This window comes from Paenalcaligenes hominis (genome assembly GCF_011927625.1).
Lineage (GTDB): Bacteria > Pseudomonadota > Gammaproteobacteria > Burkholderiales > Burkholderiaceae_B > Paenalcaligenes > Paenalcaligenes hominis.
In genome coordinates, this window is sequence record NZ_JAATIZ010000001.1 from 449,991 (window position 1) to 462,786 (window position 12,796).

A 12,796-nucleotide genomic window follows, 5' to 3' on the forward strand; every position below is an offset into this window, starting at 1 on the left:
AAGGTAAACCGTGATCCGCTGCCTGCTCGTAGAAGACGACACCGTCAACGCCAAGTTTGTCCAACACGCCTTGGAAAAACAAGGTTACCACGTCACTTGGGTTGCAGACGGCGCCACTGCCCTCGAGCATTTGCTCCACCACGACTGGAGCCTGGTCATCCTAGACCGTATGTTGCCCGATGAATTCGACGGCTTAAGCCTTCTTACGACGATCCGCTCATTACATAAAAGTTACCCCGTCCTTGTGCTCAGCGCCTTATCCGGCTTAGACGACAGAGTACGAGGTTTAAAAGCAGGGGGAGACGACTATCTGGTCAAGCCCTTTGCTTTACCCGAGTTGCTAGCGCGAGTTGAAGTCCTGATCCGACGCTATGTAGCAATGCAAAAACCCGAAGACAACACGGAACTCGTGGTGGGGGATTTGCGCATTGATCTATTAAGCGCAAAAGTCGAGCGCGCTGGCAAAACGATATTGCTTCAGCCCAAAGAGCTGCAGCTATTGGTGTATTTAATAAAACATAAAAACCAAATCGTGACGCGCTCTATGTTGTTAGAGCAAGTCTGGGGCTATCGTTTTGAACCCAACACCAATCTTACAGATGTGCAAATCAGCCGTTTGCGTAACAAAATCGATAAACCCTTCGAGCACGCTTTTATTCATACTGTGCGTGGGGTGGGGTATCGTTTTGTTCACGAGGCCTAACGAGTCAGCCTATGTTTTTTTTACCTCGGCTTATACAGCGCATTAATTCCTCTCTTACATTGCGCTTTAGTTTGTTGTATGGCTTTTTAGGTTTGGTGATTATTATTTTTCTGCTGGGCTTTATTTTTTTGCAGGTGATGGGGGCATTGCATGCTCAGCAGTTCAAACAAATTAACACCATGGCAAAGCGTGTAGAGGCCTTGTACGCCACTCAGGGCCGTGATGCCGTCATCGACTACATCCGCTATGAAATTCAAGGTCAATCCCCGGATCTATGGTTTTTTATGGATCTTAACGATCGTAAAGTGGTGGGGAATATGGATTATTACCCCATGGCGTTTGAGGGCAGTGATTACATTGCGGATCTGACGATTCATAAAGAGGGAAGAAGCCTCGAGGCAAAGCTTCAGCGGGTGAACTTGGGCGGTGACATCGTATTGGTAGGTAAAGACTTACGTGATATTTACGCATTCCGGGGGCTAATGTTCCGTGCTAGTTTGATCACCATCGTGACAGGGTTGTTTTTTGTGGTGCTTAGTACCTATTGGTTTAGGGCTGAAATCGCCTCGAATGTCAGTGTCATTCGACGCACGGCAGCGCATATTCGGGCGGGGCAGTTCAAACGTCGAATTCCTGTAGAAAATACCGATGACGAGCTTAATTTATTAATTAAAGAGCTAAACCTCATGTTGGATCATCTAGAAAAGTCGCTTACTGGGGTACGCTATTTATCAGAGACCATCACCCATAATTTACGCACTCCGATTATGCGGATCACATCTCATTTGTATCCTTTGGCTTACGACACAGTGCCGCCAGAGGCAGCACAGGAAAAAGCTCGGCACGTGCTAGAGGAATTAGAAGCCTTAACCGCCTTATTCGATAAATTATTGCAGATCTCCGAATTGGAATCGGGGGTGTATAGACAAAGCAAACAGGCCGTCAGTTTTAGTGCGCTGCTCGAGGACATGGTGGCATTATATGGTCCCTATGCCGAGGAAAAGTCCATGCGGCTAACCGCTCAGCTCAGCCCCGATTGTCAGGTGCATGGCGATGCCGACCTGTTAGCCAGTGCGTTAAGCAACCTCTTAGAGAACGCCTGCAAATACGGTCGTACCTTCATCCAGCTGCGGCTTTATAAAAAAGGCTATTTGACCGTTTTTGAAATAGAGGATGACGGCATTGGCGTAAGTGATAAATCCTTGGCTAAATTGGGCACCCATTTTTACCGTGACCAAGTGGCAGAACATATTCCGGGTACGGGTTTGGGGCTGACCAGCGTATTAAGTATCGTTAACTTTCACCAAGGCCAGTGCGAGTTTTATCGTTCTGCGCTTGGCGGTTTGGGCATACGCATCACCCTTGATTCAGTGTAAACCCTAAAGAAACAGCAGGAAATTAACCCGTTCGTCTAGTAGAAGACCCTAGGTCTGCGCCTTTATTACTAAATTGTAATCTTTGGTTGCGCTGGGGTCGTTATATTTAGTGCTGCGTACTGACTACGACTATTTGAAAGTGAGAAAAAAGTGAAATTTAAAATTAATGCCAAGGAGCTCTGGTCAGGTGGGTTGCTGGTACTCATCGGTATGGCTACCGTTTTAGGCAGCTTAAATTACCAAATTGGCTCGTTAGCACGAATGGGGCCGGGCTATTTTCCCTTGATGTTGGGGGGGATTTTAATGGTGCTGGGGCTGTTAGTGCTGATTAGTCCAGAGCTAGACCGAGCCGGAGCTGACGATGGTTTGGACAAGCTTAGCCTCAAAGCGCAATTGACGACCTGGGGCTTAGTGATTGGGTCGGTCGCGTTATTTGCGATTTTAGGTAAATACGGTGGTTTGGTGCCTGCTACGTTTTTCTTAACCTTTGTGGCGGCGTTCGCAGATCATAAAAACACCTTCAAGGTGGCGTTGGCCGTAGGCGTGGCCTTAACCGCTTTTACCGTAGCCGTATTCCATTACGGTTTACAAATGCAATTGCCGTTATTCACTTGGGGTTAAAAGCTTAGTCATGTTTGATAATATTATTCTTGGTTTTGAAACCGCCTTAACCCTGCACAACCTGATGTATTCATTTATCGGGGTGTTTGTGGGTAACCTTATAGGCGTGTTGCCGGGCATTGGGGCGCTAGCCGCTATTTCCATGCTTTTACCTATTACCTATGGTATTGATCCTGCCGGTGCACTGATGATGCTGGCGGGTTTGTATTACGGGACGACCTACGGCGGTGCTACCACGACGATTTTACTTAATTTGCCTGGTACGCCCTCGCACGCGGTGGTGTGTTTAGATGGCCATCCCATGGCACGTCAAGGCCGTGCCGGCTCTGCCTTGTTAATCGCGATGCTGTCTTCCTTTATGGGGGCGACCATTGGCATTATCTTAATGATGGCTTTTGGCCCTTTATTGGTCGAGGTCGCGTTCCAGTTTGGGCCTGCTGAGTATTTTTCACTCATGTTTCTTGGTTTGTTAGCCGCCTCGACCTTAACCACCGGCTCACCCATTAAAGGGGTGGCAATGGTGATTATTGGCTTGATTTTTGGGGTGGTGGGCACCGATATTAACACGGGCATTTCTCGGTTCACTTTCAATATTCCTGAGCTCCAAGACGGGCTAGCGCTCGTGGCTGTGGCGATGGGTTTATTCGGTATTGCGGACGTTATTTCCAATGCCAACCGACTAGGTGAAGGGCATGTAGTCAGCTCCAAGAAAATCGGATGGCGTTCTTTGCGCTTTGATAAAGGCGAATTTAAAAGCTCCCTATCCAGTATTTTTCGTGGTGCCGGCGTGGGTTCCTTTTTTGGGATTTTGCCAGGTACTGGCGGTACGATCGCTTCTTTTATGTCGTACGCCATGGAAAAAAAGATCAATAAGAACAGCAAAAACTTTGGGCACGGGGCCATCGAAGGCGTGGCTTCGCCCGAGTCAGCCAACAGTTCTGCAGCACAAACGGCTTTTATTCCGACAATGACCCTGGGAATTCCAGGCGATGCCATTATGGCTCTTATGTTGGGTGCCATGATGATTCACAATATTCAACCCGGTCCACAATTAATGACCGAGCACCCCACGGTGTTCTGGGGCTTGATTGCTAGTTTTTGGATTGGGAATTTATTGCTCTTGGTATTGAATATCCCACTCATTGGTATGTGGGTTCGTTTACTCTCTGTTCCTTACCGTCTCATTTACCCTGCGGTATTGCTCTTTATTTGCTTAGGTGTATATAGCGCCAACAACAATTTGTTTGACGTATGGATTGTGTTGGCTATTGGGGTATTTGGTTTTGTTTTTTCTCGTCTAGGCTTTGAGCCAGCCCCGTTGCTATTAGGGATTGTGTTGGGGCCAATGGTAGAGGAAAACTTCCGTCGTGCACTGCTGTTGTCGCGTGGTGATATGACGGTGTTTTTGACACGACCCATTAGCGGCGTCTGCATGACGGTAGCCTTTATTATTGTGGGCTTTGTAATTTACCGTCGTGTGATTCGCAGAAAAGGATTAGTTAAAGTGCAGTCTAATTAAAGGGCAGCAGCAACCAGTAAAAAGGGGCGTAAAAGCCCCTTTTTGCTATTGGGTCGATGTATTGAACAAAATGCGCGTAACGCTTCGTCGTTTAGGGCGAGCAAGAATAGCGTGGACGACAACACTGTCTTTTAGGGCGGGGAGGGCGTCAACGTGTCAGCAGATATAAGCGACAGCGGCCCGCCATAAGACACGTGTGACTAGATCAGTGACTGCTGTACACCTAATGTAGAGGTCGATGGCTCGGCCTTGGGTGATGGGGTTTTTTTAGTGTCTGCTGCAGCAGGGGCAGGAGGAGGAGTGGTTGCAGGCGTAGCCACTGCCGCCGCTACCGGAGTCAGCTCGACGGTAGGGGTAGTTTGCACAACCGGAGCTGAAGGTGCAACGACCGGTGCAACGGAAGCCACCACCGCAGGGGCAGGCTCGGGGGTAGAGGGCACAGGCTTTTTAGGGGCACGAGGCGCTTTAGCCGATACGGTGTTTTTTTCTTTTTTCTTGGTGTCGTTATCGGTTTGCTGTTGTTCAGGGGAATAATGCGTGACGTCGAAACTGCCCGTCACGATACCCACCCGTTTTAACACCCCAAAGGCTTGGGCTGGGTTTTTAAACATTCGAGGCGAGCGGCTGCGCGCCGTAACAAGCACCGCATTTTGACCGGTGCGCAGTTGAATTTGAATAAAAAAACCACTGCCTTGGGCTTTGAGCGAGACGCCTGCTACCCCGCCCGCTTGGGTGGCAGCGCGTAATTGTTGCAAGGTAAAGCAATGCGTGGTTTGAGTAGTATGTGTGTTCATGCTCTAGGGAGCCTAAATCAATAACGGAAGAATAATATGTTCGGTAAGCGGCGCTAAAGGTAATGTAGAGGCAGAAGTCGGCGTAATCCAAATGGCTTCCTCTATTTCCGCAGCTATATGTATAGGATTATGCCACGTTAATTGGTAAATATGGGCGCGCACCGTGTGATTGGGTTCATTTGCTGCCGCAGCAAGGAACTGACCGTGGTAGAAAATCTGATTCGCATCGGGTTCAATTTGTAATTCTTCACGCATTTCACGGAGTAATGCGGCTAAAGGGGTCTCATCCTTTTCTATTTTGCCGCCGGCTTGCATAAAGCGCGCGGTGTTTTTCTTGCGCACTAGCAACATGTGTCCTGAGGGATCAAGAATAATCGCAGCAGCAATGTAAATTTCAGGCATGACCATGAGCACTTTGGTTGAACAAAGGGCTAAGGATAACATTCTTTGCTGAAAGCCTTTGTAATGGAGGATATAATAGGCGGATTAATTCATACATTGTGTATTTGGACTCATTATGACGACGACTATTCTAGAGAACATTCCCGTCAACCAAAAGGTTGGTATCGCTTTCTCTGGTGGACTAGACACCAGTGCTGCAATTTTGTGGATGCGTAACAAAGGCTCGATTCCTTATGCTTATACAGCTAACTTGGGTCAGCCTGACGAGTCGGACTACGAGGCCATTCCTAAAAAAGCGCTTGAATACGGCGCAGAAAAAGCCCGTTTAATTGACTGCCGTCAGCAATTGGCTGCCGAAGGTATTGCCGCCCTTCAAAGTGGTGCCTTTCATATCACTACTGCTGGTGTAACGTATTTCAACACCACACCTATTGGTCGTGCTGTCACCGGTACAATGCTTGTGGCCGCCATGAAAGAAGACAACGTCAACATCTGGGGCGACGGCAGCACCTATAAAGGCAACGACATCGAGCGTTTTTACCGTTACGGGTTATTAACCAACCCTCAGCTGCAAATCTACAAGCCTTGGCTAGATCAGCAGTTTATTGACGAGCTAGGTGGTCGCTCTGAAATGTCCGAGTACATGACACACTACGGCTTTGACTACAAAATGTCAGCTGAAAAAGCCTACTCCACTGACTCCAATATGCTGGGTGCCACCCACGAAGCCAAAGACCTCGAGTTTTTGAATTCGGGTATGCATATTGTGCAGCCAATTATGGGTGTAGCATTCTGGCGTGACGACGTGGAAATCGCCAAAGAGGAAGTCACTATCCGCTTCCACGAAGGGGTGCCTGTTGCGTTAAACGGTGTCGAGTACACGGATAGAGTTGAACTCATCCTCGAAGCCAACCGCATTGGCGGTCGTCACGGTTTAGGCATGAGCGATCAAATTGAAAACCGCATTATCGAAGCCAAGAGCCGCGGTATTTACGAAGCCCCCGGCATGGCGTTGTTGCATATCGCCTACGAGCGCCTCGTTTCCGGTATTCACAACGAAGACACCATCGAGCAATACCGCATTAATGGTCTGCGCTTAGGTCGTTTGTTGTACCAAGGCCGTTGGTTTGACCCCCAAGCCATCATGCTACGTGAAACCGCCCAGCGTTGGGTGGCACGAGCCATCACTGGCGAGGTCACCATCGAGCTGCGCCGTGGCAACGACTACTCCATCATGAACACCGTCTCTGACAACCTTACCTACCGTCCAGAGCGTCTTACGATGGAAAAAGAGGGCGATGACACCTTCACCCCTCGTGATCGTATTGGTCAGCTCACCATGCGTAATCTTGATATCGTCGATACACGTGACAAGCTCTTTACCTACACCCAAGCTGGCCTACTCGCGCCAGCCGAAGGTGCCGCGTTACCGCAGTTAAAAAACGATAACTAATCGTTTGTCTGTTCCCAACGAGCGAGGTGCAGGACACTTCGTTCGTTGCGGCTTTAGGTGTTTCCGCTCAAGCTTCTCACACCTGTCTTTCTTAAGCTAAACCCATCTTTTCTTAGCTGTGCGTCATAAACAGCTATGAGGCTTTGCTATGCTCTCGCTCCTATCTCAGAATAACCCCGACCTTTCCTAGCTGCGCATCATAAACAGCCATGAGCGATTCAGCGCGGAGCGAGTGCAACGAGTGAGCACTGCCAAGCGAATGGCTGATTATGAAAGCGCGGCAATGAAATGGTAAAAGCAACACAAGGCAGTACGCTCTCGCTTCCCACCTCAGCCTAACGCTCTCACTAGGCAGTGCTCGCTCACTGCGTTCGCTCCGCGCTGAACCGTTCGACCGTTATGCTGATTTGGGGTGAGGGGAGTTAAATGGATAGGGTGTAGTTGCTTCAGTTCGATGACAGATATCCTAAGCCCCCCATTAGTAACCCCTGTATAAACCGCTTCATCATCTCATCAGCAACCTTCTTTCAGCTCAACCCCCACTTTCCTAGCTGCGCATCATAAACAGCCATGAGCGATTCAGCGCGGAGCGAGTGCAACGAGTGAGCACTGCCAAGCGAATGGCTGATTATGAAAGCGCGGTAACGGAATAGCAAAAAAACCTACGCATAGCGAATCATTAACCACAGCGGCATTGTGACAGCAGCAAACAGTGTGCAGAGCGACATCGTCAAGGCCACTAATCGACCATCTCCACCCATCCTGACCGCTAACACATACGTAGTTGATGCCGTAGGTAGCGTTGCGAATAACAATAACATTTGCTGCTCGAGCGGGTTTAAAGGCATGACAGCATTAAGTACTAATGCAACCACAGGGCAAAACAACAACTTTACGGCAATCATCCAGCTCACCAAGCGTTGTGCGCCCTGTAGTGCATGCACCGAGAACGAAGCCCCCACACAAATTAACCCCAAGGCTAATGCACTGGAGCCCAGACGTGAAAGCGTAACATCCAAGGCTGCTGGCAGTGGTAATCCTAATAAATTCCATCCCAGACCAGATAAGGTGCCAATAATGAGTGGGTTTTTAAGAAGCAAGAGTACTACATTGCCGCTTTTACCACCCTGTGCAAGGCCTGATACCGCAGCAATATTGCCTAAAGGCACGGCAACCACAGCAATAACAGCCATCGCGCTTAAACCTGCTGTACCTCCTAAGGCGCCAGCAATAGAGAAGGCCAGATAGGAGTTAAACCGGTAGCCACACTGCGCCACAGAAGCATGCTGCAGTGCATCGGGATGCAGTAGAGGGCGAGCCACATAGGTCATGGCAACACCAGCCAAAATGACCAAGGCAGTGCCTAGGCCAAGCGTAGAAATTTGTTGTAGGCTAAGTTCACTCTTAGCCATAGAAGAAAACAGTAGAGCCGGGAAAAGCACGTAATAGACCAGCTTTTCCGCACCATGAAAAAAGTCTGGCAACAGAAAGCGAAAACGCACCAAGACCAAGCCTAGCGCCATCAGTAAAAAGTCGGGAAGAATGAGAAAAAAAGTGGCGAACATAGCGGCGTGGCGGTAATGGCTTGAACAGGCATAAAAAACACCCCAAAAGCCCATTGCGTTTTGGGGTGTGTCGTGAGCGGCAATGGCTTATGCGTCGAGTTTGCCTAAAAGTAAAAATTCCATCAAGGCTTTTTGTACGTGCATGCGGTTTTCGGCCTCGTCCCACACCACGCTTTGGGGGCCGTCAATAACGTCTGCAGTCACCTCTTCGCCGCGGTGCGCGGGGAGGCAATGCATAAAAAGAGCGTCGGGAGCAGCTACCGCCATCATATCTGCATCGACGCACCAGTCAGCAAAAGCAGTGCGGCGGACTTCGTTCTCCTCTTCGAAACCCATACTGGTCCAGACGTCGGTCGTGACCAGGTGAGCCCCTTTGCAGGCCTCCATGGGGTCAGAGAACTCTTTGAAGGTAGTGGGTGAGGGGTTGCCGATTAAGGCCGGGTCGAGCGTATAGCCTTGGGGTGAAGAAATGTGTAGGGTGAAACCGAGCATTTCCGCTGCCTGTAACCAGGTATAAGCCATGTTGTTGCCATCGCCGATCCAGGCGACAGTTTTGCCTTCGATAGAGCCGTGGTGCTCGATAAAGGTGAAGATATCGGCCAAGATTTGGCAGGGATGGTATTCGTTGGTGAGGCCGTTGATAACAGGTACGCGGGAATGTTTGGCAAAACATTCGATGCGTTCTTGGCCAAAGGTACGGATCATGACGAGATCCACCATACGAGAGATCACACGAGCGGTGTCTTCGATGGGTTCGGAGCGACCGAGCTGAGAATCATTTGTGGTAAGGTGGATGACAGAGCCACCCATTTGATACATGCCCGCCTCGAAAGAAACCCGAGTGCGAGTACTGGCTTTTTCAAACACCATAGCCAACGTGCGGTCGTGTAATGTTAGGTGTGGCTCGTAGCGCTTGAAGCGGTCTTTGATAAGGCGTGCGCGATTAAGCAAATAAAGCGTTTCGTCTTTTGATAAATCATTAAACTGTAAATAGTGCCGTATAGGTGCCGTAGCGTTCATACTAAACCTTAGCAAAAAAAATGTAAGCCAATTTTATATAATAGTGCAAAGTCAGGCATACGCCTAGCCCCGTGATAAGGCGCTGTGCGCACATTCAGGTAGGTGGATTCTGCGCAATAGGCTACAATGTCGCAGTGGTGTTTTTGCAGTCACAAGTTGTTTATTCTTGGAATTCTATGTCGACAATGCTTGTAATTCATGGCACAACCAATGCTGGTCAACGCTTTAGACCCAGTGACTGGGCGGAACGTCTAGCTGGGGTGCTTTCTCAGTACAGGCCAGCCGGTTCTGTCGGTGGTCCGTTTACTTACTCCCCGTATGTGGTTCCTCGTTTAATTGATGGCGTACGTTGTGTCGTGGTGGATCCGCGTTTACGCGACCTCGAACCCTTAGCGTGGAAGTTCGTGTGTGGTTTTGCCAAAGACAACGATTTACAAACCACAGGTGTGGAAATGGATTAAAAGCAGCTAGGCTGCTTTTTTTGTCTAAGCCCGTTCAATGCGGGCATTTTTTTATCGAAATGCGCGGCAAGCTTTGCCCCTTGGGACGAGGAAAACGTCAAAGCATTATCTATACAAAAAGGGTGCCTATGCACCCTTTATGTTTGCCTAATGAAAGGCTAAGCTGTCTCGGCCAATTAAACCTAGCCGATTTAGGCGGCCATTGCCTTGATGGCAGCGGCTAGACGGCTCTTGTGGCGAGCAGCTTTGTTTTTGTGAATGATATTTTTGTCAGCAACGCGGTCAATAGCGCTGGCTGCTTTACGGAATACTTCGTTAGCAGCGGCTTGGTCGCCAGCTTCGATGGCTTGGCGTACGCGTTTGATGGCAGTGCGCATCATGGAGCGCATGCTGGCGTTGTGGGAATTACGCGCGACGGATTGACGGGCGCGTTTACGTGCTTGTGCTGAATTAGCCATATTTAGTAATTTAATTGAAAAAGGTTTAATTGGCAAAGACTAATACTATATATTAGGGGCGCGGCTTTGTAAAGTCGCGCAGTCTAAAGCCAAATACAATAAGGGTAAAACCGTAACACGCTGCACAAATACCTACAAGTAAAAATAAGTACAAGGCGCGTAGCCACGGTGCGTGTGCCAGAGCGATCCAGTCGAGGTGTTGATTCGCTACAAGCAAGATAGAGGTCATCACGGCAAGCGCAGGGAATAACCGTAGTATAAACCGTAGCCAGCCTGCTTGGGGGCGATAAATGTGGCGTTTATACAATAAAAACAATAAACAAAGCGCATTAATACTGGCACCTAGGCCAATGGAAAGCGCTAAACCCGCATGGGCCAAGGCAGGCACTAAAAATAAATTGAAGACCTGAGTCAGAATTAACACCACTATTGCAATACGTACAGGGGTTTTAATGTCTTGGCGCGCATAAAAGGCGGGCGCAAGAATTTTGATGGCTAAAAGCGCCAATAAGCCTACGGAGTAAGCAATTACCGCTGTTTGAGTGTGTTGAACGTCTTGGGCAGAAAAGGCACCGTAATTAAATAATGTGGCGACTAGCCCCTCGCTGAGTAGCGCCATGCCAAGTGCAGCAGGCACCCCCAACATAACCACTAAACGTAACCCCCAGTCTAATAGAGACTGGTAATTGCCGTGTTCGTCTTCAGCGTAGGCCGCTGACAGCTTAGGTAACAGAACCGTACCCAGAGCCACCCCTAATAAGGCAGTAGGAAACTCCATTAACCGATCCGCAAAGGACAGCCAGGTCACACTACCCGCTTGTAGCCAGGTTGCAATGTTGGTATTGATCAACAAGGAGAGCTGAGCCACCGACACGCCTAAAATAGCGGGTAGCATCTGCTTCACTACGCGTTTGACGAGCGGGTCCGCCCACGCCTTATGCACACGCCACGATAAACTAGGCATTAAGCCTAAGCGCGCTAGCGCTACCCATTGCACCGTAAGTTGTGCAATGCCTCCTACCATTACCCCAGCAGCCAGCGCATAAATGGGCGGGTCAAAATAAGGCGCCGCAAAGACACTGGCCAAAATCATGGCCACATTCAACAAAATAGGCGTAAAGGCAGGGACGGCAAAACGGCTCCAGGTATTGAGTACCCCGGATGCCAACGCCACTAATGACATACACACAATGTAGGGAAACATAGTGCGCGTCATCCAAACGGCGGCCTCGAACTCGGACTGCTTGTCGGCGTGGGTTAAACCGCTGGCCATGGCGCTGACCACCCATGGGGCGGCTAGCATGCCTAATAGGGTCACCAGCATCAATACGCTAGTTAGGGCTATGGCGACTCGGTCTAGTAGTCGTTTGACTTCGTCGGGCGCGCCTTGACTGCGCACTTCATTCAAAATAGGCACAAAGGCTTGTGAAAACGCGCCTTCGGCAAATAAGCGCCGTAACAAGTTTGGAATACGAAAGGCGACCCAAAACGCATCACTAAGTGGCCCAGCCCCAAAGCTGCGCGCAATCAAAATATCGCGCACTAAACCTGTAATGCGCGATAGTAACGTAAGACTGCTAATCGTAGCGGCTGAGCGCAATAAACTCATAATTATTTAGGGGCCATGCGGATTGCACCGTCTAAGCGTATGGTTTCACCATTAATCATTTCATTATCAATAATGCTGTAAACCAGTTTGGCGTAGTCCTCGGGACGGCCTAAACGCGACGGAAAAGGAATATTCGCTGCCAAGGAGTCTTGGACCTCTTGGGGCATACCGAAAATCATGGGAGTGGCAAAAATACCGGGAGCAATAGTAACACAACGCACCCCTAGACGGGCAAGGTCGCGTGCAATAGGCAACGTCATGCCAACAATGCCGGCTTTGGCTGCGGCATAGGCAGCTTGGCCAATTTGGCCATCGTAGGCAGCAACCGAGGCGGTATTAATTAAGACACCGCGCTCCCCCGTGTCGAGTGGCGTATTTTTGCTCATGGCAAACGCAGCGACTCGGCACATATTAAATGTACCAATGAGGTTAATGGAAATCACCTGGTCAAATAGGCTAAGGTCGTGAGGGGCTTCTTTACCCACGATACGGGCGGCAGGGGCAATGCCCGCGCAATTGACTAGCCCATAGAGCGGACCTAAGTTAAGCGCGTGATCGACGGCGGCTTGGGCCGCCGCGGCATTAGTCACGTCAGTATGAATGTAGTGTTGGTTTAGCTCGTCAGCGAGTTGTTGACCGGCTTCGTCTTGGATGTCGGCAATGACGACCTGAGCGCCGTGTTGAACCAGCATGCGTACGGTGCCCGCACCTAATCCAGAGGCTCCGCCAGTTACAATAAAGACCTTATCTTTGATATCCATGGGTAACCCTCATAAGAAAAATCCGGCATGATGCCGGATTGAATAAACAACGAA

The 12,796-nt window shown here is 49.5% G+C and carries 13 protein-coding genes; 6 read left to right on the forward strand and 7 right to left on the reverse strand.

Annotated features, from left to right (window positions below):
• Nucleotides 1-10: 10 nt before the first annotated feature.
• The 4 genes from GGR41_RS02050 (at nt 11) to GGR41_RS02065 (ending at nt 4,219) form a co-directional block, all read left to right on the forward strand.
• Nucleotides 11-703, forward strand: coding sequence for a response regulator transcription factor (locus GGR41_RS02050; protein ID WP_077733393.1), 693 nt, complete (start codon nt 11-13; stop codon nt 701-703).
• A gap of 11 nt (nt 704-714) precedes the next feature.
• On the forward strand, nt 715-2,079 hold the full coding sequence (locus GGR41_RS02055) for a sensor histidine kinase (RefSeq protein WP_167660421.1): 1,365 nt from the start codon (nt 715-717) through the stop codon (nt 2,077-2,079).
• A gap of 150 nt (nt 2,080-2,229) precedes the next feature.
• The gene (locus GGR41_RS02060; protein ID WP_167660422.1) at nt 2,230-2,700 is read left to right on the forward strand and encodes a tripartite tricarboxylate transporter TctB family protein; all 471 of its coding nucleotides are present in this window, start codon (nt 2,230-2,232) and stop codon (nt 2,698-2,700) included.
• Between the two features lie 10 nt (nt 2,701-2,710).
• Nucleotides 2,711-4,219, forward strand: coding sequence for a tripartite tricarboxylate transporter permease (locus GGR41_RS02065; RefSeq protein WP_167660423.1), 1,509 nt, complete (start codon nt 2,711-2,713; stop codon nt 4,217-4,219).
• Between the two features lie 200 nt (nt 4,220-4,419).
• Here the strand turns inward: GGR41_RS02065 and GGR41_RS02070 are convergent, their stop codons facing one another.
• Nucleotides 4,420-5,013, reverse strand: a complete 594-nt coding sequence (locus GGR41_RS02070; RefSeq protein WP_167660424.1) for a hypothetical protein — start codon at nt 5,011-5,013, stop codon at nt 4,420-4,422.
• Between the two features lie 12 nt (nt 5,014-5,025).
• A complete protein-coding gene (locus tag GGR41_RS02075; RefSeq protein ID WP_167660425.1) occupies nt 5,026-5,415 on the reverse strand; it encodes an NUDIX hydrolase in 390 nt (129 codons plus the stop codon).
• 115 nt (nt 5,416-5,530) lie between these two features.
• Here GGR41_RS02075 and argG point away from each other — a divergent pair, with 115 nt between their 5' ends.
• Nucleotides 5,531-6,868, forward strand: a complete 1,338-nt coding sequence (gene argG, locus GGR41_RS02080) for an argininosuccinate synthase (RefSeq protein ID WP_167660426.1) — start codon at nt 5,531-5,533, stop codon at nt 6,866-6,868.
• Nucleotides 6,869-7,530: 662 nt separating this feature from the next.
• On the opposite strand, the gene GGR41_RS02085 is transcribed toward argG, so the two are convergent.
• Entirely contained in the window at nt 7,531-8,433 is a 903-nt protein-coding gene (locus GGR41_RS02085; protein ID WP_167660427.1) for an AEC family transporter, read from the reverse strand.
• Between the two features lie 87 nt (nt 8,434-8,520).
• Nucleotides 8,521-9,453 carry an ornithine carbamoyltransferase gene (argF, locus tag GGR41_RS02090; protein WP_167660428.1) on the reverse strand — a complete coding sequence of 311 codons (933 nt, stop codon included), beginning with the start codon at nt 9,451-9,453 and terminating at the stop codon, nt 8,521-8,523.
• Nucleotides 9,454-9,629: 176 nt separating this feature from the next.
• On the opposite strand from argF, the gene GGR41_RS02095 reads away from it, so the two are divergent.
• Entirely contained in the window at nt 9,630-9,914 is a 285-nt protein-coding gene (locus GGR41_RS02095; protein WP_167660429.1) for a DUF3579 domain-containing protein, read from the forward strand.
• 191 nt (nt 9,915-10,105) lie between these two features.
• On the opposite strand, the gene rpsT is transcribed toward GGR41_RS02095, so the two are convergent.
• Genes rpsT through GGR41_RS02110 form a run of 3 tightly spaced genes read right to left on the reverse strand, consistent with a single transcriptional unit; the run spans nt 10,106 to nt 12,742 of the window.
• Nucleotides 10,106-10,372, reverse strand: a complete 267-nt coding sequence (gene rpsT, locus GGR41_RS02100; RefSeq protein WP_167660430.1) for a 30S ribosomal protein S20 — start codon at nt 10,370-10,372, stop codon at nt 10,106-10,108.
• A gap of 52 nt (nt 10,373-10,424) precedes the next feature.
• Complete coding sequence (gene murJ, locus GGR41_RS02105; protein ID WP_167660431.1) at nt 10,425-11,981, reverse strand: murein biosynthesis integral membrane protein MurJ; 1,557 nt, start codon at nt 11,979-11,981, stop codon at nt 10,425-10,427.
• Between the two features lie 2 nt (nt 11,982-11,983).
• A complete protein-coding gene (locus GGR41_RS02110) occupies nt 11,984-12,742 on the reverse strand; it encodes a 3-hydroxyacyl-CoA dehydrogenase (RefSeq protein WP_077733384.1) in 759 nt (252 codons plus the stop codon).
• Between the last annotated feature and the right edge of the window lie 54 nt (nt 12,743-12,796).